Origin of the sequence: Amycolatopsis kentuckyensis (assembly GCF_041679295.1) — a bacterium.
Classification (GTDB): Bacteria; Actinomycetota; Actinomycetes; order Mycobacteriales; family Pseudonocardiaceae; genus Amycolatopsis; species Amycolatopsis kentuckyensis_A.
In genome coordinates, this window is the sequence record NZ_JBGDMD010000002.1 from 313,068 (window position 1) to 331,929 (window position 18,862).

Sequence of the window (18,862 nt, forward strand, 5' to 3'; positions counted from 1 at the left end):
AGGGGTTTGCGCGTACGCCGTGACCGCTAGGTCAACCGAGAGACAGGAGAGTTGGACATGCCGGAATACGACACCACAAAGCTTTCCGTGTGCGTGGACTGTATCCAGTTGCTCGCGAACGGGGAGATCAACGACGGCGAGGACACCGCCGAACGCTGCGCAGAGGGACAGGTGCGCGAGTGGGGCGACAACGTCATGCACATGACGTACTCCGGCGAAGAGCTGGGGTTCTCGTGGACGTCGTGCGACGGGTGCGGTAGCTCCCTCGGGGGCGACCGGTACCGCGCATACATGATGATTCCCCTTCCGGCGGCGGGCAAGTGACGCGCCCGGCCGAGCGTGCGGAACGGCTCGCGCTCGCCGTCATCATGGGTGACGTCGACATCGCGGACGCACGCGAGGAACTGGGAATGGCCTTGCGTGAGCGTGATTCGGCCGCAGACGTCGCGGCGCTCACCGACTACCGGAACGGTGCGCCGGTGTGGGCGTGGCCCCGTTCGGCCCCGTGGGCGGGGTTCTAGAGCGTGCGCCATCGGTGGGGAACGTCCCGAGTGGACGTTCCGACGCCGTGACCGCACGGTCAACGAAACGAAGGGAAACAGCATGACCACGAAACCGAGACCCGCGCGCGGCAAGCGGCGGCCGGTGTCCGTCAACCTGGTGGTGTGGGGATCGTTCGCGGTCGGCATCCTCGGGTCGCTCGGGTTCAACATCGCGAGCACGATCCTGACCAACGGGTTCAGCCCGTCCATCGCGGTCGCGATGTTGTGGCCGCTGCTCAACCTGGGCGCGGTGGAGATGATGATCCGCGTTCCGTGGCCGCGTGGTCTGGCGTGGACGGTGGCGCGGTACGGACCGACCGGACTCGTGGCCGTGATCAGCTTCGTGATCAGCTACACCCACATTCACCACGTCATGTCAGCCATGGGTGAGGCCGACATCTCAACGATGTCAGGCCCGTTCGCGATCGATTTTCTGATGTTGCTTGCCGGGGTCGCGCTGGTCGCGCTCCACACTCCCAAACCCCCCGCGCGGCGCCGCAAGCCTGCCGCCCGTAAGCCCCGGCCCCGTGTGGCGGTGCAGAGTGCCTAGCCCGGAGACAGTGACGACGTGGGCGGACGGATACGGCCGGTGGTACGCCCGGGTGAACTTCCCGGGCGGCTACGGGCCGTCCCACCTGAACGGCGAGGTTGACCGCATCCGCGCGAAAGCGCGCCGGGCCATCCGCAGGGAACTCGCGGAACGGGGCGCACTCGGCCCCGGGTGGCAATGCCGCGTGGTGCTTGTCGAAAGCGCGCTCGACCACATGAACGTGACGCACTCGCTCACCTACCGCGAGCGCTGAACGTGCGCCATCCGTGGGGAACGTCTACTCCGGACGTTCCCTCGCGGTCACCGCACGGTCAAACGAAAGGGATCGAAATGGGACGGGACGAACTGTACGCCCGGGTACTGATGACGTCGTTCGACGGCGGCGACCGGGTCATCATCACGCGGGACGGCGTCGACACGCGCGCCACCGTGACCGCGCGCCTGTACGTCGTGTACGCGGACAACCCGCTGAAGCTCACGGGCGACGACGGCCAGGCGATCGAGGTCACCACGGCGGACATCGCGGAGAAGAGAGTTCGGGTGCGGATCGAGCCCGTGCATGTCGACAAGCAGGACCGGCCGATGCCCGGTGACGCCGTGCGGCTCGCGACGCCGTGGGCATGGGGCCGCGAGGTCAAGGTTGGTTCGCTCGCCGTCATCAACGGCATGATCGGCCAGTACCCGGAGGACGGGCACGCGTCCATCACGTTCAACGCCAGCACGCACCGCACGGCAACGGTGGTGTCGTGCTCCGGCGGCCCGGCGACCATCGCGACGGACTTGAGCGCGCTCACGCCCACCGACGACCGGGTGACGCTCACGGTGTGGAAGTTCCGTGGCGGTATCGCGCAGCGGGACAACGGCAAGAACTACACGGTGAGCGTGCCCGTGTGGGAGTGGAGCCCGGAGGACTAAGCGTGCGTGACAGCGGTGAGGCACGGCCCGGCCGGGGCGTGCCTACGCCGTGACCGCACGGTCAGCAGAGAAGGGATAGGACACCCGATATGAGCATCTTCACCCACTACACCGTGACGTACACGCTCGACGACGACCCGACGCGGCGCGAGGAACCGTGCATGACGGTCGAGGGCGAGACCACAACGGACGACTTCGCCAAGATGATCGGCGCGAAGCTGTTCGGTCGCGCCGAGGAAGGCGATCAGCGCATCGCCGTGATCGAGTTCAAGGAGACGGGCAAGGCGTAGCCCGCGCGTCACATCGGTGCGGCACGGTCCATCCCGGACGGTGCCGACGCCGTGGCCGCACGGTCACTCAAGAAAGCCGCGGACCTGCTTGCCCAGGTGGTGGGCGTACGCCGGCGGGATGCACTCCCGTATCCCGTCACGGTTCATCCAGTGCACGCCCAGATCCTCGCGGGCGGCCTGGACACCGGAGAAGTTCCCGACGTACTGCCGAAGTTCCCCATCCTGAAACGGGCGGCCCATCTTCGTCTTGCCCTCCGGGTGGACGGGGTGGGGCGGAGCAGCAAGCGGCATGTTGGACTCAAAGAGCCGGTGACGGTCGGTCCGTAGACCGAAGCTGACGCCGCACAACAGGATGGGGTCGCGTAGCTCGGGCCGGGCCTCTTCCACGTTCTCGATCACGTACGGCTTGCCCGTCGCGGACAGCGCCGCGCGGAACTTGCCGATCAGGTCCGGATGCTCGCGCTTCTGGATTCGCTGGGCCTTCGAGTAACGCTGACAGGGTGGGCCACCCGCGATGAAATCGAACTCGTGGCCGTGACGCTCGACGAACTCGATTGCGTCGCCCTGGTGGAACTCGAACGGGAACCGTGGCTGCGGGTTGATGTCCACGCCCACGATGTCGAAACCGGCTTGGTGGTAACCCATTGCTTCCCCGCCCTGGCAGCAGAAGCAGACCAGGACGCGAGGAGTCATGCGGAGTCACCACCCCGCACGACACAGGCGACCGTGCGGGCATGGCCGCGCGGTCGGATCGATAGATAAAGGAGAAAGTGGTGTCTAGAGCATTTCCGTACAAGATCAACCAGGCCGTCTCCGGCATGCTCCCCGGAGGAAACGGGGGCGTGACGCTCGCGAACGGCACCGTTACCCGCATCGGCGCATCCGACGCGCACGGCTACCGCAAGGTGCACGTGTCGTTCGGGTTCGGAGGCGACGAGCGCGACTATTCGGTCAGCCGGTCCGGCGCGTGTGACTACCTCTCACCGACGCCGTTGCGTCCGACCGTCAACGACGACCGGGTGACGCCGAACACGGCGTACACGGTCGAGCCCGACGCCGGGCGATTCGTCGCCAAGTTCGAGGGCGAGCCGATCGTCACGTGTGACACCGAAGCGGCAGGGTGGGACGCCGCGCTCCGTCACGACGGCGAGGCCCGCGAGGCTGCCCGGCGGGCGAAGCTGGACCCCACGGCCGTCGTGACGGGCTGCCTGTGGCACGAACACCTGTCGGGCGCATGGCGCGCGGCCGAGCGCGGACGTGACGCTCTGGAGGAGTTCGCGCGGAAGACGCTCACCGACCCCCCGCACCACGCCGGGTACGTGACTCAGAGCGCGGCGCGAGACCTGCGGGCCCTCGGTTTCGACGGGGTCGACTGGGCCAAGGTCTACGAACGGTTCGAGCACAAGTCCGTGTGACCGCTCTCGCGCCCGTCTTCGGGGAGACGGGCGCGGGCGTGGCTACACGGCCAACACGAAGGGAGGGCCACCGTGCCCGGAATGTACGTTCGCCGCCTCGCCGACACCGGCGTGTGCACCGACTCGCGCAGCGCCGAGGAAATGGAGCGGATGATCCGCGAGGGGCTGCCGCAACCGTGGTCCGAACAGGTCTACCGAATCGACGACCGGACGATCGGCATCGGGCGGCGCGATGGCGGCAAGGGTGACCCCGCTGACGTGTTCCGATGGGAAGACCCCAGCGAGAGCCCGTCCGCCGTGGTGTTCGGCAAGGCGCGCACCGCGAGCGTGCACATGGCCTACGCCGGAACCGGCAGACTCCTGTGCCGCAGCTCCAACAGCGTCGAGACGGTGATCTGTGGGCCGTGCGGGATGTACCCGGCGCCGGCCGACGACGGGTTGCCCGGCACGATCGCCGCACTTCTTCAGGCGGACGTGTCACCGTCGCGGCTCTGCCGCGCGTGCTTCTACCCCAAGACCGTGGCGATCTACGCCGCCGCCTACCGGGAGCAGGCCGAGAGCGAGGCGTGACTACCGCGTCGCCATGGTGGCGGCCGTCCCGCTGGGGACGGCCGAACGCCACGGCAACACGGCCGACACAGAAGGAGGGACGCAGGATGAACGACACGACCGGCAGCCGCAGCGCCATCGACGACCCGGCGGAGCTGGCACGACTGGCCGCCGCTGGAACGCTGCCGGACGCCGAGCAGGACGGCCGCTACGCGGACTTTGTCGACATGGTGGAAGACCTGTGGGGCGCCGAGGGCACCGTCTCCGTACTCGCCCGCTTTGGGGTGCCGCTGCCGCTGCTGGAGACGCTGACCAGGCGGTACCGTGCAGAGCGCCCCGGCCCGCTGGCGAACCCCTGGGCGGGGTTGGTCACGGACACCTGGAACGCGAACCGCTGAGAGTCGGAGGGAAAGAACGATGGCAAGCCGCAAGACGGGCGAGCAAGACGAGGTGCTGACGACCGCCGAGCAGAACGCCGCGACGAGCGATGTTGCGTTCCGTCGATTCGTGATGGGCGAAATTCGCCGTCACACGCTCCTGCTCACGGAGATTCGGGACCACTTCGCGTCCTGGGCTCCAGAGGAGCCATGAGTGTTCCGGTTCCGGCGCGCACCCCATTGGGGTGCGGGTCCGGTGTCGGCGCAGTCACCGACCGAGTGAGGGAGATTTCTGTTGGCAAGCAAAGGGTTCCGTGTCGCCGAGAACGTACTGACGTTCATCGCCGGCAACGTGCGAGCGGCGGACTCGGAGGAGCCTGCCGGGCCGCCGGAAGAGGAGCCGCGCGCGGCGTTGCTCCGCCACATCCTGGACCTGCCGCGACGGGGCGACGGCTCCGTGTGGGTCGCCGGCCTCACGGCCGATGAACTCGACTTGCTCGCGGACGAAGCGAACCTACTGGTCAAGGCGGTGAACGACACCTCGGCCAAAACGCCGACGTCGCGCGGTCAGTTGCTCGCGGCCCGCGCGGTCATGCGCGCCTGCGGGTCGCTTCGCGACGAGGCGCCCACCGTCTCGATCATCGGAGCGCCGGAGCCCGAACCCGAGCCGATCGAGGTAGATCCGCTGGTCGAACAGATTCAGGAGGCAGAGAAGACCTACGCCGAGACGCTCGCGGATCACAAGGCCGCCGCGCGGAAACGGCGAGACCTTCTCCGCGAGCGCAACGCCAAGATCGTCGCGACCGCCAAGGCGAACCCTCGGTTGACCAATGACCAGCTCGGCGAGCGATTCGGCCTCGACGGAACGCAGGTCAGCCGGATTGTCACGGCGCAGTCCGAACGAAAGGACTGACGGACAGCCGTCAACCTCCGGATGGGGTAGCCCACGCTAGGCCGACGCTCAGGCCAGGGAAAACACAGAACGTGATCTCTGAAGATCACCTCAATGGAGCAGTGTTCTGGGTAGAAATTTCCCTGAACACGTTCTACGGTCGCTTGCATGTTGCAACGTGGTGCGACTGGCTGCGACGGGCGCAGCTTTGGTTTTGCGGGGGCCGAGTCCGGGGGCGTGACTCGAAATTGTTGCGCCACAACGGGAACACGAAGATGAGGGAGTGCACATGACGGCAGCCGCCGTGGATACGCGCAAGGTGACCGACGAGCGAATCCGCTTCATGGGTCAGCACTTGTCCCAGCGAATCAAGGCGTTGGGACTCAAGCTCCAGGACTTGGCCGACGACTGGGAAGTCAGCTACGGGACGGTCCGCAACACGATCTACTGGCCGACGAGCACGCCGCCGAAGCCGGAGCGGATCGCGGCTCTGGAGAAGGCTGCCGAGCTGCCGGCGGGCACGCTGCTGGAGCAGTACTACGCCAAGCGTCCCGATCCGTCGTACTGGGTCCTGCCCGCCGACGACGCGCCGAGCGAGCCGGAGCCGGCCCCCGCGAAGGCCCCCACCAGGCGAACCACGGCCGCGTTGGCGGTCAAGACGCCGAAGGCGGCGGCCGGTCCGCTCGTGGAGGTCGACGACTCACCGGAAAGGGTCGTTGATGGGCCCCTTCGGGCGCGCATCGTGCGCCTCGAACGCGCCGTCGTTGCTCTCGTCCCGCTGGTCGCGGGAAGCGCCAAGGTTGACGCGGACCGCCTCCTGGCGGATCTGCGTCTCGGCTCCTAGGGAGTTGCCGTGAGAGGCTTGCTCGCCTTCCTGGCTCTCGGGGGGCTCGTCGTGGGCATCGTGTGCGCTGTGGTTCAGCCGGACACGGTGACGATGTCCGGGCGCGTGGTCGCGTCGTGCGCGACGCTGGGCCGGTACTCGGGGCCAACCGTGTCCGACGAGGACGGGCGGGCCCTCGGGGGTTCTGCGCAGATGACGACGAGCGCAACGGCTGACGGCGGGTGCCTCGGAAGGTTCGAGGTCTCCGGCCTGCCGGAGCGCGTGCGGTACGTCGCCGCGATGGGGTCCATGTCGACCCCGGTGCCGCGCGGCTCGGTCGCGCTGGTGGTCCTGTCGGACCGGTAGTTCAGTCGGGGTCCTCGCTGGGGAGGTCCACCGACCACGACGGACGCGGCGGGCGGAAGCCCAGCTCGAATTGGCCTCCGCTCGCCGGTCCCGTCTCCTCGTCCACGTCGGACGCCGAGCCGCACAGTTCGATGGAGAACAGCTCGGTTCCCAGGACGACGACGGACAGCCTCATGCGCTGTCGCCTCGCTTTCCCTACGCAGTACGGAGGTCCAGGTTCAATGACGAACGCAGCGCAGGACTCGGACGAGTACCTGCAAGGCTTGTCGGACGAGTGGCTGTTCTGCCGTGGCTGGGGCCACGACATGAATCGGCCGAGCGTCCGGCGGCAGAAGGTGGGGCCGAAGACCTTCGAGGAGATCTTCGACCACGCCGAGGCCAACTTCGGTACGCGGATCTGGTGCCAGAACGGTTGCGGCTACCACACGCTCTATCCGGTGTACGTCAGCCCGACCGGCAAGAAGATCGTGGAGTTCCCCGGGGAAAATCGCTACGAGAACAGCGAGTATTGCGTAACAGGGTTCCGAGTATCCCGGGAGGATGCGCGCGCAGAGTGGACCCGTCGTCAGGTCGCGCGTCGACAGGCCGACAGGCGCGCCGGCGAGAGAGCCGGTGTCCTTGAGGCGGCGATCTAGTGGCGACGTTCGGCGGGTACTCGGACAAGCGGCGTTCGCGCTCGAACAGAATTGCGGCGGCGCTGAGGCTCGCGGGGCTTAGCGCCAAGGTGGATACTCCGGCGCGGTCGGACGCGAGTGTCACGCTGGTGAAGGACTTCGACGCGGAGCGCGCCGGTCAGCTCGCGGAGACGATCCGCGAGCGCCTGGGCGATGGGGCGGCTGAAGTGGAGTTACTGGTCACGGTGACCTGGAAGTAGAGCGAGGGGCGAGCCGGGCGGTTTTGCGCAGGGAGCACCTGGGCGAGAACGTACCATCGTGCACACCGAAACGCACCGCCCGGCCCCCGATTTTCCTGCTACGGAAGCAGTTTCCGTCTTACCTAGTCGCATTTTGTTGCATTCCAATACGTGGGGAGCGCTGTCATGCCCGAACGTCCTGCGGATGATCCGCTGAAGCACACTCAGGCGCGGGTGCGGCTGATGTGCTCGGTCGCCCGCGATGAGGTGCACTGCATGGCGTTGCCGACCGATCGCGGCACGCGATGGTTTCCAGCGGGGAAGCTCCTGGCTGCCAAAGCGGACAACTGGCTGAACCTGGAGGTCGTGCGCGAGCTGTGGACGTCCCGGCAAGCCCTCTTCCGCGCGGACGTCGGCACGGCTTACCTGATGAGGCTGACGGATAAGGGGCTCCAGTGGCTCAGGGACGCCCCGCCGTCGATGCTCGATCGCCCCATCGACCGCCGGGTGTCCTGACGCACCCGGCTTCCGAGGTGACGCCCGGTACCCGCAGGGGGGCACCGGGCGTCACCTCCCTACCTGAACGGAACGATCATGAACTTGGACGACCTGGCTCCGGGCCTCGTCGTGATGGCGGGCGACTGGCACCGACACATGCGGTGGGCTGTCGGAATCGCGAATCGGCTGCCGGATCTCGTACCCGACGAGATGCCGCGCGTGGTGGTCCACGCGGGCGACTTCGGCGTGTCCAGCGGACAGAGCGGGCAGGAGTTCCTCTCCGCGCTATCGCGCGCGCTGCGCGAGGTCGACGGCTACGTGTTCTTCGCGGACGGCAACCACGATGAACATCCGCTCTTGCGGAAGTTTGGCGTTGGCACCCCGGAGGGCGAGCCCGTGGAGATCACGAAACGAATCTGGTGGTTGCCGCGTGGCCTGCGCTGGTCCTGGTGGGGAAACTCGTGGCTTGCCCTTGGGGGCGCGGTGTCCGTGGACAGGGTGTTCCGCAAGGTCGGTGTGGACTGGTGGCCGGAAGAGGAGATCAGCGACGCCGACGCCGCCGCAGCGGCGCACGGAGGCACCGCCGACGTGATGGTGTGCCACGACCGGCCGGCCTGCGCACCGCTTGCGCTGCCCCCTCCGCCGCGCTCCTGGCGGCAAGGAGACCTACTTCGCTCGGACCTGCACCGGCAGCGTCTTCAGGCCGTCGTGGACCACGTAAAGCCGCGTCTACTGATTCACGGGCATTACCACTACGAGGACGACACCGTGGTCCGAGTGCCGTGGGGCGAGCTGCGCGTCACGGGCCTGGATTGCGACGGTGGGCGCGGCGCGAACGTGCGCGTGTTGAACACGCGCACGCTGGCGTGGGTACGCCCCGGGAAGGCGGCGGCATGACCGACGACATGGTCCGGCCGGACATGAAAGGCGTACCGCACCTGATGGAGATCTTGCGGACGTGCTGGGCTTCCTGGGCGGCAGTGCAGGACGCGCATGGGTCGGAGGTGGCCGGCGATCCGTTTCGGGACATGGCCACGGCGGTGGTGTTGGCGGGCTACAAGCGGGTGACGGAGTGACTGGCGAGCTGGTGACGCGCGCGGAGTCGCTCCGCCGGTTGTGCGAGACGCTGGGGCTGCCCGACTGGTTGCCCGCGCGCACAATCCTTCACGGTGAGGACCGGTGGCCGGGCTACTGGGAGGAGCTGGTGGACGCCGAGACGGGCGTCCGGCCGGTCGGGATGCTGAGGTGGGTCGGGCGGAACGAGGACAAGCCGCACCGCTGCCCCGAGTGCCACCGGGTGGTGACCTGGGAGCGCAAGCGGTACGGGCCACGGAGCCGGCTGACGTGCCCGCCGTGTGGTGTCCAGTGGCGGTCTGGGACTCGGGTCTACCCGAGGCGCTTGCGGGCGCGGTGACGGCGCTGGGCGGCCAGGAACTCGTGTAGGTCGGCGACGCGGTAGCGGGGGCCGTCAGGCGTTTCGACGACGGGCAGCCCCTTCTCGCGCCATGCGTAAATGGTCCGCCGGGCAACGCGCATCTCTTCGGCCGCCAGATCCGCGGTGAGCAGGTCCAGGGACTCGTGGGGGCTCACGACCGGAAGGGCCCACGTTTGGCCGACAGCGGCCATCTGGGCATCCAAGCGTGCGCACTCCTCGGGGGCGGCCTTCTCCAGGGCCTGGCGGTATGCCTGGGCGACGCGGCGCGCGCGGTCGAGCGTGGTGTCTGCGGGCCAGGGCCACGCACCCGGCCGGCTGTCGATCATTGTCCCCCCTCGTAGGCCGCGACGAGGACGTGAGCGATCCGGCCAGGCGCGATCTCGATTTCCGTTCCTTTGCCGTCGTGCATGACGATGACCGGGCCGTGGCCGGCGGCGCTGCGGCGAAAGAGCCAGCGCACGAGCCAGCGGGGATACGGGGCGTGGCCGATGATGCGGCGGCCGTCTTCGAGGTCGAGGCACACGCGGACGCGGCTCTTCACGCTGCGCTCCCTTCGGTGAATCGGATCGTGGGGATGCCGGAGTGCTCAGCCATCGCGGCGCACCCGGATGCGCCGGGCGAGGCGTCCCGGATGAACGCGATGCAGAGTTCGGCACCGAGGGCGACCATGTGGGCGTTGCGGACGTGGCCGGCGCGGCGGCCGTGCTTGCGCCAGTTCGCCGGGTGGCGCTCGGTGCGGATGCCGTGGGCGCGCGCGTATCGGTCGGCGATGTCGTCCGCGCCGCGCGGACACGCGCCGTGCACGATCATCAGGTCGGGGTACTTGAGGTCGAGGTAGTCGAGCTTCTCGCCGATCACGCGCCAGTCCGTCCAGGCGCGGGAGCCGGTGAGTAGGACGCGGGTGGTCACTCGCGCTCCTGGCGGGCCTGGCGGCGCCCTTCTCGGCGCTCCCGCCGGTTGCCCTGACGCTTGATCCTCCGCACGGCCCCGGCCTTCTGGGTCCAGCAGAACCGGCGGCGCCAGCGGCTGTGTATGTCGGACTCGCGGGGTCCGAGGGATCGGCGGGTCATCCGTTTACCCCCGCGCCCGCCCATTCACTCGGTGCCAGCGGGGGGCCGTAGACGTCGAGGACGACAGGTGGCGTCACGTAGATCCCGCAGAAGTCCCGGACCGCGTCGGCCGCGCTGGCGGCCGTCATGGCGAAGTAGTGCGGCGTGACGTGCCGCGTCGTCGGCAGATACTTGATCAGGTAAACGGTCACGCGACGTTCAACTTTCGGTCGGTGAGGGCGAGACAGAGGGCTTCGTACTCGGCCCACGTGTAGCGGCGAGCGCAGTCGCGGCACTCGATCAGCTCGGAGCCGTCTTCGCGTTCGAGCGCCATGGCCTCGCATCGAGGGCAGGGAACGGGGAGCTTGTGCACGAGCCGGGTCTGTCCGAGGTAGACACGCGCCTTGTGACGGAGCCGAAGCATCTCCAGTGCGCCATCAAGCCCGTCCCGGCAAACGAGGACACGGCAGCCGTACTCCCACCGGACATGCTTCTCGTCGCGCAGCGCCAAGAACGCGGACGGCGCGGCGGCCAGGAGCTTGCACGCGCGGTCGAGGAACCAGCCGGGCCGGACGCGGCCGACGACGCGCCATTCGGTATTCAGGACGGCCGCGACGCTGCCGGCCCACAAGCCGGTCTCGGTGACCATCTCGCGTTGCAAGGCTTCGACGTGGGGCCTGAGCGGAATCGGCAGCTCCCGCGTCATGCGGACCGGCTCCCCGCCGACCGTGGAACCCTTCCCGAGGATGAGGTTCAGGGCCGTGTAGTCGGCGGGGAGTTCAGCGACAGCACGTTCGACGTGGCGCGCGCAGGTGTCGCACAGTCCGGACGCCGCGTTGATCCGCTTGCCGACGCGGCGGCCATCAGCTTTCTCGTGGTCAGCGCAGTATTCCGCGCGGTAGCACCGATGTTCCATTTCGCCCTTCTCCGGTCGTCGGGTAACGTCGAACCGGACGGACGTCGTATGGCTGCACTTCTGTCGAGAGGCCCCCCGGCTACCACGGGGGGCCTCTTCTATTTTGGGCTATTCTCGGTCGCGATTAGTCGCCTTCGGTCGCGTCCAGAGCAGAATCATGACGATGAAGCCAAGCACGGCCCAGAACACCTCATGGTTGATGGTCCACGCGAACAGTCCGATCATGAATGCGACGAACCCAATCGGCAAGGCGCACCCGAATTCATGCCTAGACATCTGTGTCCAGGATGCCGTATCCGGCCCGCAAGAGCAGCGGGACGAGGTGCTGGAGCTGGAGCCGGACGGGGATGATGACGGCGCTGCGGCGGAGCGGGCTGCCGAGGTCGCGGGTAGCGAGCTGGCCGAGGTCACCGATCGGGAGCCAGGCCCACCAGCGGCCCGGGTCGGCCTTACCGGGCCGGCGCTGAACCAGGACGCCGTAGTCGGCCCCGGCCGCCACGGCCTGGGTCTCGGTGTCCAGAAGTGCGGCCTCGATCTCGGTGTCGCTCATATCTGCGACGGCCTTGCACTGCCACACCAGACCTGGGGTGCCCCGGATGTCGCCTCGGTCCTCGAAGGCGCGCTTGGCAGTCTTCCACCCGGTCACGACCGCGCGTTCCGCGTCGGGCCACCAGACCCGCAGGAAACGGGCGAGATCGCGTTCTGCCTGCGCGCCCTTGTCGCGGCTGTACTTGCCCGCTTCAGCCGCTGTCCTCGTCGACATTCGTCCCCTCCTTCGCGTCTTCCAGAACGTCCACTACGGTCCGCGCCCATTTGTCGCGGGCGCGGTTGCTCTCCTTCAGCATTTCGTAGATGCCGAGGAGGGCGCGGGACGTGGTGTAAAGCTCGCTGCTGATCGCTTTTAGGTGCCGCTCTATTCGCTCTAGTACCTTTTTGGTCTCGTTCATCGCAATGCCCTACGCAGGAGCGCCGACGCGGTCATGTTGAAGGCGCACGCCAGAACGTGGAGGTCGTCCACGTCGATCTTGCGCGTGCCGCGTTCGATGCACCCCACGGTCTGCGTCTTCAGCGGACGTCCGAACCTGGACGTCTGCTCGGAGAGTTCTGCCTGTGACCACCCGTGCGCCACGCGCAAGCTGGAGATCTGTTGTGCCAGCCTGAATCCCACGGGTCCGGGTCGGCTCTGGTTTTGTCCCAACGGGATACTCCGATCAGAACGGCGGCGGCTCGGCTGTCGTGGTCCAGGTGTCGTCTCGCTCGGTCGAGCGCGCGGCCTTCTGCACCTTGGCCGTGGCGTACCGCAACGACGGGCCGACCTCGTCCACCTGGAGTTCGTAGGCGGTCCGCTTCTCGCCGTCCTTGTCGTACGAACGCTGCCGGAGCTTGCCCCGCACGATGACGCGGGCACCCTTCGGCAGACACTCCGCGACGTTCTCCGCCTGGGCGTTCCAGATCGAGCAGCGGAGGAACAGCGGGTCGCCGTCCTTCCACTTGCCGGACTCGCGGTCCATCACGCGCGGCGTGGACGCCACGGTGAAGTTCGCGACGGCGGAGCCTGACGGCGTGAACCGCAGCTCGGGTTCAGCGGTGAGATTGCCGACCACGGTCACTTCCGTCTCCCCAGCCACTTACTTCGCCGCCTTCTTGTTCTTGACCTCCGACAGCGCGTCGTGTTCGGCGGCGAAGGTGTCGAACGTTTCGCGCATGGCGCGCAGCGCACCGATGCCGATCGCGATGCCGAAGAGGATTGCGTTCAACAGCTTGATGATCTCGGTGGCCTTCTTGACGGTCTTCACGACTGTCCTTCCTGGACGGACCGGGTCAGTTCGACCCGGGACGGATGAGGGTTGGTGATCTCGACCCATTGGCCACGGCGGTGCCCGCGCGCGAGCTGGCGCGCACAGCGGCGGCCGATGGCTGCGTGGCAGTAGGGGCAGGAGAACGCCAGCGCGGCGGCCTCCTGCGGCGACGCGCGCCGGGTGGACCAGCCCAGCCGGGACGCGAGGTCACGGATGATCTCGCGAATTCGGTCCGGGCTGGCCGGGTTGGTCGGCGCGGCCGGGAGCGCTGCGCGTGGCGGCGGATGGCTACGCGACTCCCGGATTGCGGTCGTGACGTGGCCGGGCATCAGGTACTCCGTCGAGGTGGCGAAGTGCTGGAGGATCGCCTCGCGCGCCTCGTCGAATGTCCAGCGCCCCCGGCGGGCCGCCTCGACCCACGCCATGACGGTGGAGTCGCCGGGCTTGCGGTGGTCGTAGGCCATGGCGATGGCGAGGAGCTGGCGAATCTCGCCCTCAGTGGGCGCGTGCGGGCTCACGACGCTTCTCCTGGGGGAAGCTCCGCCCGGGGCGGCTGCGGCCGTCCTGGGCCGCCTGAGCCGCGAAGGAACTGGGCTATGCGTTCGTCGTTCTCGGACACGGTGATCTCCCGCCGCCTGCGTTGCGGCTCGTCCTCCCAGCAACCTTGGTTGAGCCAGGTCGCCGGCTGCTTCGTGTACTTCGGGTCCTCGTTCTCGCGCTCGTCGGCGTAACGCTTCGCGCCCGCGATGATCACGGCCGCGTCTGCGCCGTCCTTCATCGCCTTCGTCCAGGCGGCTTCTGCCGCCTTGCGGGCCACTCGCTTCGGGTACGCGCTGTAGAACGCCTCGAAGTCGGGGTTGCCGCGCGGGGAGGGAGATGACGACCGAAGGGAGTTATCTCCCTTCGGGACGGGACGGGACGGGGCAGCGTTAGTGACGGCGTCAGCAACGGCGTTAGTTTTGGTGCCTAACGGCGTTGCTGACGCGTTAGTAACGGCGTTAGGTGTTTCGGGCTTGCGCTGGTCGCGGTCCTTCTTGCGGGCCGCGAACTTCCGTTGCCTCTGCGCGTTCTTCTTGCGGTCTTCCTCGATCCGCGCCTTGCTGGGTTGGTAGTCGAGGTAGTCGTGGATCGTCCATCCGTCGGCGGCTGAGGACCACACACCCCGTCTCACGAGTTCGGGGACGAACCTGTCGGGACGCTTCATCGTTCGCGGGGCTGCCGCCGCGAGATCTGCTTCGGACACGAAACCGTCCGTTGTGTTGCGTGCGCACCAGCAGATCGCCGAGACGTGCAGTCGGAACGCTGGGTCCGAAAGGCTGTCCACCTTCCTGTGGATCGGGAACTGGTCGTCCAGGCGCACCCACGACATGGAGTTGCATCACCTTTCCGCGTCGCGGCCGGGCAGAGAGCGAGGGCGAGGACCGGTCAGTCGTCGGCGGCGACGAGCCGCCAATCCGGAATGCGCTTGGTCTTCCGGCCCTTGTTGACCATGCTCACGATGACCTCCGCCATGGCGTCGCCGACGCGGCACGAGCGCAGCTTGCGGAGCTGGCGAGCGTCGCCGATGACCCCGATCGGGCCGCCTTCGTGCCGGCCGAGTTCGACGGTCAGCTTGCGGAGATCCAGGGTGTCGCCGTACTGGAGGATGACCAGGCCGATGCCCTCGATCAGCTCGGCGCGGACGGCGTCGGCGTTGTGTCCCCACGCACTGGTGAGGACGTCGATCAGGGTTTCGCACGCGGCGGCGTTGCCGCCGTCGAACCGCGTTCCGCCGTTGTAGATCTTCTCCAGCGCACCGACCGCGAGGAAGAACCCCTTGCCGGACGCGCCGGTCACGCGCCAGCCGTGGTCTTCGAGGATGGAGTTCAGCAGGACGGCGGTCTCGTCGCCTTCGATGACGCGGATCACGAACTTGATGACGGGCCGGACTTGTCGCGTGTCGTTGTAGAGGCGGAAGAGCGCGGCTTCCTCCGCGAGGGTGAGGCCGGAGAAGACCTTGCAGTCCATCACCTCGTTGCCGAAGCCGAGTTGCTTCATGGCTTCGGCGCGGTGCTGACCGTCCACGACGTGGTACGTGCCGTCGTCGCGAGCAGACACGATGATCGTGCCGAGGGCATCGAGATTGAGGTTGTCGGCGATCTTGCGGACCCGGCTCGGGTCGACGGTGCGCTGAACCTGCGGGTCGACGCCGAGGTGATCGACGCGGAGTTGCTTGTTCACGGGGGACTTTGACTTGGCGGGCATGGCTGCTTTCCTTTAGCTGTCGAGGTTTGCCTGAATGAGCTTGCGAACTCGGGTGAGGGCGCGGATTCCCTTCGTGAAGGAGCGCACCCAGGCGGCGCACTCGTCGGGCGTGGCGTTGGGGTCGATGGCCGTGACCTGCTTGAGGGCGAGGTCGATCCCGGCCATGTCCATGGCGATCTGGTCCAGCGCGTCAGCGGACATGACGCTGGTGTCCTTGGGGCGGGGCCGGCGCTTGGTCGGCGCGGACGGCGCGGGTGGGTCGACCGGCGGCGTCTTGGTGGGGACGGCCATGGTTGGCGAGATCCCTCGGTCGACGCGCTGGACGAACGTCTCCTGTTCCTCCGCCGGGAGGTCGGCGACGCGCACCGCCGTGTATAGCGGAACCTTTCCCTCCTCGGTCAACCTGTTGAGGTCATCGCTGCCCTTGGCCTGGACGCGGCGGGCGCGCTGGACGGCGACGGAGGAGACCTGAAGCAGGTCCGCCGCGTCCTTGCGCGTCGGGGAGGCGTCGGTAATGGCGTCATATGACGCCTTTTCCGAGGGGCGTCCTGGCAGGCGGGCGGCGAGCCTGCCCGCAACCATGGCGCGCTGCGTGTCGGTGAGGTGTCGGCGGTGCAGGTTCAGGGAGATGACGTAGCGCCAGGGGTCGCCCTTGTACGTCACGTACACCGGTTCGACGCCTGCCTCTGCGCACGCGAGGTACCGGTTGCGGCCGTCGAGCAGAGCGCCGTTCTGGTCGGTCTTGAGCGGTTCCAGAAGGCCGTTCGTCTTGATGTCCTCGACGAGTTCGGCAAAGGCATCCTTGGTCAGCATCGGGAACAGCTCGGCCGCCGGGTGCACCTTCACGTAGTCGGGCAAGGCGTTGGCGAGGACGGAGGTCATGCCGTGGTGCCCCTTTCGTAGATGACTTCTGCCTTCAGTGCTCCGAAGATCAGCTCCGCCATCTCCACTGGGCTCGTCGTGCCGTCGTCGTGGAGCCACACGTAAATCCGGCCGTACTCCGTCATGAGCCATGCGGGCATCTCGGCCGGCGTCCGGGGTTGGCGGACGCTCCAGCCGTTGGCGTAGGCGGCCTCGGGGTTCTGGTGGATGGCGCCGTGACACCCGTCTGTGTTGCCGTGTCCGCAGACGTGGATCAGGTTGGACAGGTCCCAGGTGCCGCCCTGGGATCGGTTCTTGCGGTGTTGCGCCTCGCGGGCCGGGCGAAGGCCGCAGATCTCGCACCGCCCGCCGGAGCGGACGGCGAGGAGCTTGCGCGCGAGGGTGGGCGTCATTCGCAGGCGGCTTCGGCGTCCGCCGTGTCCGGAGTGGACGCGGTGTGCTGGTCGTGGAGCAGTTCCCGCAGGACGTTGTGTGCCCGCCGTGCGGTGCCCACGGCGCGGAACGCGTTAGCCTGTAGCTTGGCGATCTGCCCGCGCGCCTTCTCCAGCTCCGCCTTCAGGTCCCGGTTCTCCTGGAGCAGGTGAACGATCTCGGTTCGGAACTGGTTCTGGCCGTTGTGGTCGACGATGATCTGGTTCGCGATGGTCTTGTTCATGGCGGTGAAGATCGGCTCGTCGTCGCCGGGGCCGGGGTTCTCGGCGTAGCCGTGGATGCCGTAGTGCGTGCCGATACGCCAATGGCGGATGTCGATCATGTGAAGTCCTTGCTGTGTGTCAGATGCTCGCGTCGTCGCTGGCGTGCAAGCGGTCGATCTCGCGCGCGTTGACGACCATGGTTCGGCCGTTGGCGACCTGTTCTCTGAGCTGCCGAAGCTGCTCTTTGTGTGCGTCGGCGAGGGCGGCGGCGACGAGACGATCGGTCAGCAGGCGGCCGATCTCGTTGTCGGCGTCAGCGATGGTCTCGGCCCGGTTGTGGGACAAGTTCTCGCCGTCTGCCTGTGCGCGGAGGATCGCTTTCGCCTTGGCCGACTTGTGGGCGGCTTCGGCTTTCGCTGCCGCCACCGCGATTTCTCGGAACTCGGCGGCCTTGATCGCGTAGGTTCGGGAGACGCTTCCGAGGTGCTCCAACGGGTCCGTCATGACGTCTCCGGACGCTCCAGGATCACCAGCCCGCGTGGCCGGGCGAAGTCGCGTCGGAGGTAGCCGAGGTCTTCCAGCACTTTGAGTTGGTGGTGCACCGAGGACGAGGACCGCAGGCGCACGCCATCGGCTACCTCACGGATGGTGGGCGGGTATCCGATTTCCTTGATGTAGCCCCGGAGAAAGTGCAGGATGTTTCGCTGCGTCGGCGTGAGCGCGTCCGTCATTCCGCCGCCTCTTCCTGGCGGAGGCCGTTGCGCTTGAGGTCGTCGAGGTATGCGCGCAGGAACTCCTCCGGCGCAGCCTGGATCTCCTCGCCGGTTCGGGCCTGGAAGTCGGCCATGACGGCGTACAGATCGAAGCCTTGCTCGGTGGCGTAGTTGCGGATCTGGTCGAGCAGCGTGTCAGGCTTGCCCTGGTCTCCGCGCTCGTAGGTGTCGTGGTCTGGGTCGGGTTCGTTGGTGGGCAGGCAGAGCGCCTGGAGCAGGGCCGTCCGGTAGGCCACGGACATGGCCTTGGGTGTGCCCTTGTCGCCGATGTCCATGGCCTCGCCGGCGACCTGGGTATCGATGTGGTCCCCGGCCGGGCCGTAGATGCGATAGGTGACCAGGACGGTGCACTCGCGCATCGGCGTCTGCTTCGCCGACAGGACGTCGCGGTAGCGCGCTTCGGTGTGCAGTGGTGCGACGATGACGCGGTGTCGGCGAAGGACGGGGCCAACCGCGTTGACCACGGCGTCGATTCCTCGGAAGCTGAAACCCTGCTGCTTGTTGTAGTCGCCTTTGCCCACGGCTCGAACGTCTGCCATGACGTCGTTGAGGGCCTCGTAGACGCTCTTCGTGTCGGTCACCGGCGACCGTCCAGGAGTGACGGTCCGGCGATCTCGTGCCAGCGCTCGGCGATGGTCTCGACGGCTCCGCGCTCGGCGCGATAGGTGATGTAGGGATTCCCGGCGATGAGGCCGACGCCGGGGACTTCCTCGCCCGTGTTCGGGTCGATGGCCTCGTTGTACTTCTTGGTCGCCTCAAGGATCTTGTGCTCGAACGCAGGCCGGACGACGGTCATGACCTCGTCCGGGTAGTTCTGCTTAACCCAGGCGAGAAACTCCGGTTCGCTGTAGACGGCTGCGGTCACTCGTCCGTGGGCCTTGGTGACCTTGCCCAGCCGCGTGCCGTCGTCGAGTGTCGCCGCCTTGGAGTCCCCGGTGTCCAGCGTCGCGAGGAACTCTTCCTGGATCTCCATCTCCAGGTCGCGGATGCGGGACTTCAGCGCCTTGAGGACGCCGTACTTGACCGCCAGCGTTCGGGCTGACTCTTGCTGCTGCGTTA

General features: G+C 67.6%; 39 protein-coding genes. 18 read left to right on the top strand and 21 right to left on the bottom strand.

What is annotated here, in order from left to right; genetic code table 11:
- Positions 1 to 57: 57 nt before the first annotated feature.
- The 6 genes from ACERZO_RS07415 to ACERZO_RS07440 all read left to right on the top strand — a co-directional run bounded on the left by ACERZO_RS07415 (position 58) and on the right by ACERZO_RS07440 (position 2,297).
- Entirely contained in the window at positions 58 to 324 is a 267-nt protein-coding gene (locus ACERZO_RS07415; RefSeq protein ID WP_372663607.1) for a hypothetical protein, read from the top strand.
- On the top strand, positions 321 to 521 hold the full coding sequence (locus tag ACERZO_RS07420; protein WP_372663608.1) for a hypothetical protein: 201 nt from the start codon (positions 321 to 323) through the stop codon (positions 519 to 521). Before ACERZO_RS07415 ends, ACERZO_RS07420 begins: the two co-directional genes overlap by 4 nt.
- Before the next feature lie 82 nt (positions 522 to 603).
- A complete protein-coding gene (locus ACERZO_RS07425; protein ID WP_372663610.1) occupies positions 604 to 1,092 on the top strand; it encodes a hypothetical protein in 489 nt (162 codons plus the stop codon).
- 10 nt (positions 1,093 to 1,102) lie between these two features.
- Positions 1,103 to 1,345, top strand: a complete 243-nt coding sequence (locus tag ACERZO_RS07430) for a hypothetical protein (protein ID WP_372663612.1) — start codon at positions 1,103 to 1,105, stop codon at positions 1,343 to 1,345.
- Positions 1,346 to 1,422: 77 nt separating this feature from the next.
- A complete protein-coding gene (locus ACERZO_RS07435; RefSeq protein ID WP_372663614.1) occupies positions 1,423 to 2,007 on the top strand; it encodes a hypothetical protein in 585 nt (194 codons plus the stop codon).
- 89 nt (positions 2,008 to 2,096) lie between these two features.
- Complete coding sequence (locus ACERZO_RS07440; RefSeq protein WP_372663616.1) at positions 2,097 to 2,297, top strand: hypothetical protein; 201 nt, start codon at positions 2,097 to 2,099, stop codon at positions 2,295 to 2,297.
- Between the two features lie 63 nt (positions 2,298 to 2,360).
- Here the strand turns inward: ACERZO_RS07440 and ACERZO_RS07445 are convergent, their stop codons facing one another.
- The gene (locus tag ACERZO_RS07445; protein ID WP_372663618.1) at positions 2,361 to 2,990 is read right to left on the bottom strand and encodes a DNA cytosine methyltransferase; all 630 of its coding nucleotides are present in this window, start codon (positions 2,988 to 2,990) and stop codon (positions 2,361 to 2,363) included.
- An 80-nt stretch (positions 2,991 to 3,070) separates the two neighbouring features.
- On the opposite strand from ACERZO_RS07445, the gene ACERZO_RS07450 reads away from it, so the two are divergent.
- The 7 genes from ACERZO_RS07450 to ACERZO_RS07480 all read left to right on the top strand — a co-directional run bounded on the left by ACERZO_RS07450 (position 3,071) and on the right by ACERZO_RS07480 (position 6,719).
- A complete protein-coding gene (locus ACERZO_RS07450; RefSeq protein WP_372663620.1) occupies positions 3,071 to 3,712 on the top strand; it encodes a hypothetical protein in 642 nt (213 codons plus the stop codon).
- An 81-nt stretch (positions 3,713 to 3,793) separates the two neighbouring features.
- The gene (locus ACERZO_RS07455) at positions 3,794 to 4,282 is read left to right on the top strand and encodes a hypothetical protein (protein ID WP_372663622.1); all 489 of its coding nucleotides are present in this window, start codon (positions 3,794 to 3,796) and stop codon (positions 4,280 to 4,282) included.
- 86 nt (positions 4,283 to 4,368) lie between these two features.
- On the top strand, positions 4,369 to 4,659 hold the full coding sequence (locus ACERZO_RS07460) for a hypothetical protein (protein ID WP_372663624.1): 291 nt from the start codon (positions 4,369 to 4,371) through the stop codon (positions 4,657 to 4,659).
- 19 nt (positions 4,660 to 4,678) lie between these two features.
- The gene (locus ACERZO_RS07465) at positions 4,679 to 4,852 is read left to right on the top strand and encodes a hypothetical protein (RefSeq protein WP_372663626.1); all 174 of its coding nucleotides are present in this window, start codon (positions 4,679 to 4,681) and stop codon (positions 4,850 to 4,852) included.
- Between the two features lie 81 nt (positions 4,853 to 4,933).
- Positions 4,934 to 5,551, top strand: coding sequence for a hypothetical protein (locus tag ACERZO_RS07470; protein WP_372663628.1), 618 nt, complete (start codon positions 4,934 to 4,936; stop codon positions 5,549 to 5,551).
- Positions 5,552 to 5,819: 268 nt separating this feature from the next.
- Complete coding sequence (locus ACERZO_RS07475) at positions 5,820 to 6,374, top strand: hypothetical protein (RefSeq protein ID WP_372663630.1); 555 nt, start codon at positions 5,820 to 5,822, stop codon at positions 6,372 to 6,374.
- 9 nt (positions 6,375 to 6,383) lie between these two features.
- Positions 6,384 to 6,719, top strand: a complete 336-nt coding sequence (locus ACERZO_RS07480) for a hypothetical protein (protein ID WP_372663632.1) — start codon at positions 6,384 to 6,386, stop codon at positions 6,717 to 6,719.
- Between the two features lies 1 nt (position 6,720).
- Here the strand turns inward: ACERZO_RS07480 and ACERZO_RS07485 are convergent, their stop codons facing one another.
- Positions 6,721 to 6,894: a hypothetical protein gene (locus tag ACERZO_RS07485; RefSeq protein ID WP_372663634.1), complete on the bottom strand. Its 174-nt coding sequence runs from the start codon at positions 6,892 to 6,894 to the stop codon at positions 6,721 to 6,723.
- Between the two features lie 46 nt (positions 6,895 to 6,940).
- Here ACERZO_RS07485 and ACERZO_RS07490 point away from each other — a divergent pair, with 46 nt between their 5' ends.
- The 5 genes from ACERZO_RS07490 to ACERZO_RS07510 all read left to right on the top strand — a co-directional run bounded on the left by ACERZO_RS07490 (position 6,941) and on the right by ACERZO_RS07510 (position 9,146).
- Positions 6,941 to 7,354, top strand: a complete 414-nt coding sequence (locus tag ACERZO_RS07490) for a hypothetical protein (RefSeq protein WP_372663636.1) — start codon at positions 6,941 to 6,943, stop codon at positions 7,352 to 7,354.
- Positions 7,354 to 7,593 (top strand): hypothetical protein, encoded by a 240-nt coding sequence (locus ACERZO_RS07495; RefSeq protein ID WP_372663638.1) that lies wholly within the window; start codon positions 7,354 to 7,356, stop codon positions 7,591 to 7,593. Before ACERZO_RS07490 ends, ACERZO_RS07495 begins: the two co-directional genes overlap by 1 nt.
- A 165-nt stretch (positions 7,594 to 7,758) precedes the next feature.
- A complete protein-coding gene (locus ACERZO_RS07500; protein WP_372663640.1) occupies positions 7,759 to 8,088 on the top strand; it encodes a hypothetical protein in 330 nt (109 codons plus the stop codon).
- A 78-nt stretch (positions 8,089 to 8,166) separates the two neighbouring features.
- Complete coding sequence (locus tag ACERZO_RS07505) at positions 8,167 to 8,967, top strand: metallophosphoesterase (protein WP_372663642.1); 801 nt, start codon at positions 8,167 to 8,169, stop codon at positions 8,965 to 8,967.
- Positions 8,964 to 9,146 carry a hypothetical protein gene (locus tag ACERZO_RS07510; RefSeq protein WP_372663644.1) on the top strand — a complete coding sequence of 61 codons (183 nt, stop codon included), beginning with the start codon at positions 8,964 to 8,966 and terminating at the stop codon, positions 9,144 to 9,146. The genes ACERZO_RS07505 and ACERZO_RS07510 overlap by 4 nt, the downstream gene beginning before the upstream one ends.
- 310 nt (positions 9,147 to 9,456) lie before the next feature.
- On the opposite strand, the gene ACERZO_RS07515 is transcribed toward ACERZO_RS07510, so the two are convergent.
- The 19 genes from ACERZO_RS07515 to ACERZO_RS07605 all read right to left on the bottom strand — a co-directional run bounded on the left by ACERZO_RS07515 (position 9,457) and on the right by ACERZO_RS07605 (position 18,776).
- Positions 9,457 to 9,831 (bottom strand): helix-turn-helix transcriptional regulator, encoded by a 375-nt coding sequence (locus ACERZO_RS07515; RefSeq protein WP_372663646.1) that lies wholly within the window; start codon positions 9,829 to 9,831, stop codon positions 9,457 to 9,459.
- Positions 9,828 to 10,046 (bottom strand): hypothetical protein, encoded by a 219-nt coding sequence (locus ACERZO_RS07520; RefSeq protein ID WP_372663648.1) that lies wholly within the window; start codon positions 10,044 to 10,046, stop codon positions 9,828 to 9,830. The genes ACERZO_RS07515 and ACERZO_RS07520 overlap by 4 nt, the downstream gene beginning before the upstream one ends.
- Positions 10,043 to 10,414: a DUF2493 domain-containing protein gene (locus ACERZO_RS07525; protein ID WP_372663650.1), complete on the bottom strand. Its 372-nt coding sequence runs from the start codon at positions 10,412 to 10,414 to the stop codon at positions 10,043 to 10,045. Before ACERZO_RS07525 ends, ACERZO_RS07520 begins: the two co-directional genes overlap by 4 nt.
- A gap of 157 nt (positions 10,415 to 10,571) precedes the next feature.
- Entirely contained in the window at positions 10,572 to 10,766 is a 195-nt protein-coding gene (locus ACERZO_RS07530; RefSeq protein ID WP_372663652.1) for a hypothetical protein, read from the bottom strand.
- A complete protein-coding gene (locus tag ACERZO_RS07535) occupies positions 10,763 to 11,470 on the bottom strand; it encodes a hypothetical protein (RefSeq protein ID WP_372663654.1) in 708 nt (235 codons plus the stop codon). The genes ACERZO_RS07530 and ACERZO_RS07535 overlap by 4 nt, the downstream gene beginning before the upstream one ends.
- Positions 11,471 to 11,738: 268 nt before the next feature.
- The gene (locus ACERZO_RS07540; protein ID WP_372663656.1) at positions 11,739 to 12,233 is read right to left on the bottom strand and encodes a hypothetical protein; all 495 of its coding nucleotides are present in this window, start codon (positions 12,231 to 12,233) and stop codon (positions 11,739 to 11,741) included.
- A complete protein-coding gene (locus ACERZO_RS07545) occupies positions 12,211 to 12,417 on the bottom strand; it encodes a hypothetical protein (RefSeq protein WP_372663658.1) in 207 nt (68 codons plus the stop codon). The genes ACERZO_RS07540 and ACERZO_RS07545 overlap by 23 nt, the downstream gene beginning before the upstream one ends.
- 264 nt (positions 12,418 to 12,681) lie before the next feature.
- Positions 12,682 to 13,098, bottom strand: coding sequence for a single-stranded DNA-binding protein (locus ACERZO_RS07550; RefSeq protein WP_372663660.1), 417 nt, complete (start codon positions 13,096 to 13,098; stop codon positions 12,682 to 12,684).
- On the bottom strand, positions 13,099 to 13,266 hold the full coding sequence (locus ACERZO_RS07555) for a hypothetical protein (RefSeq protein WP_372663662.1): 168 nt from the start codon (positions 13,264 to 13,266) through the stop codon (positions 13,099 to 13,101).
- The gene (locus ACERZO_RS07560; RefSeq protein ID WP_372663664.1) at positions 13,263 to 13,787 is read right to left on the bottom strand and encodes a zinc finger domain-containing protein; all 525 of its coding nucleotides are present in this window, start codon (positions 13,785 to 13,787) and stop codon (positions 13,263 to 13,265) included. The genes ACERZO_RS07555 and ACERZO_RS07560 overlap by 4 nt, the downstream gene beginning before the upstream one ends.
- Positions 13,784 to 14,638 (bottom strand): hypothetical protein, encoded by an 855-nt coding sequence (locus ACERZO_RS07565; protein WP_372663666.1) that lies wholly within the window; start codon positions 14,636 to 14,638, stop codon positions 13,784 to 13,786. The genes ACERZO_RS07560 and ACERZO_RS07565 overlap by 4 nt, the downstream gene beginning before the upstream one ends.
- A 56-nt stretch (positions 14,639 to 14,694) precedes the next feature.
- Positions 14,695 to 15,513, bottom strand: a complete 819-nt coding sequence (locus ACERZO_RS07570) for a DUF6551 family protein (RefSeq protein WP_372663668.1) — start codon at positions 15,511 to 15,513, stop codon at positions 14,695 to 14,697.
- Positions 15,514 to 15,525: 12 nt separating this feature from the next.
- Positions 15,526 to 16,395 (bottom strand): ParB/RepB/Spo0J family partition protein, encoded by an 870-nt coding sequence (locus tag ACERZO_RS07575; RefSeq protein ID WP_372663670.1) that lies wholly within the window; start codon positions 16,393 to 16,395, stop codon positions 15,526 to 15,528.
- On the bottom strand, positions 16,392 to 16,787 hold the full coding sequence (locus ACERZO_RS07580; protein ID WP_372663672.1) for an HNH endonuclease: 396 nt from the start codon (positions 16,785 to 16,787) through the stop codon (positions 16,392 to 16,394). Before ACERZO_RS07580 ends, ACERZO_RS07575 begins: the two co-directional genes overlap by 4 nt.
- Positions 16,784 to 17,149 (bottom strand): hypothetical protein, encoded by a 366-nt coding sequence (locus tag ACERZO_RS07585; protein WP_372663674.1) that lies wholly within the window; start codon positions 17,147 to 17,149, stop codon positions 16,784 to 16,786. The genes ACERZO_RS07580 and ACERZO_RS07585 overlap by 4 nt, the downstream gene beginning before the upstream one ends.
- Before the next feature lie 19 nt (positions 17,150 to 17,168).
- A complete protein-coding gene (locus tag ACERZO_RS07590) occupies positions 17,169 to 17,534 on the bottom strand; it encodes a hypothetical protein (RefSeq protein WP_372663676.1) in 366 nt (121 codons plus the stop codon).
- The gene (locus ACERZO_RS07595; RefSeq protein ID WP_372663678.1) at positions 17,531 to 17,761 is read right to left on the bottom strand and encodes a hypothetical protein; all 231 of its coding nucleotides are present in this window, start codon (positions 17,759 to 17,761) and stop codon (positions 17,531 to 17,533) included. The genes ACERZO_RS07590 and ACERZO_RS07595 overlap by 4 nt, the downstream gene beginning before the upstream one ends.
- Positions 17,758 to 18,384 carry an ERF family protein gene (locus tag ACERZO_RS07600; protein ID WP_372663680.1) on the bottom strand — a complete coding sequence of 209 codons (627 nt, stop codon included), beginning with the start codon at positions 18,382 to 18,384 and terminating at the stop codon, positions 17,758 to 17,760. Before ACERZO_RS07600 ends, ACERZO_RS07595 begins: the two co-directional genes overlap by 4 nt.
- The gene (locus ACERZO_RS07605; RefSeq protein ID WP_372663682.1) at positions 18,381 to 18,776 is read right to left on the bottom strand and encodes a hypothetical protein; all 396 of its coding nucleotides are present in this window, start codon (positions 18,774 to 18,776) and stop codon (positions 18,381 to 18,383) included. Before ACERZO_RS07605 ends, ACERZO_RS07600 begins: the two co-directional genes overlap by 4 nt.
- Positions 18,777 to 18,862 lie beyond the last annotated feature (86 nt).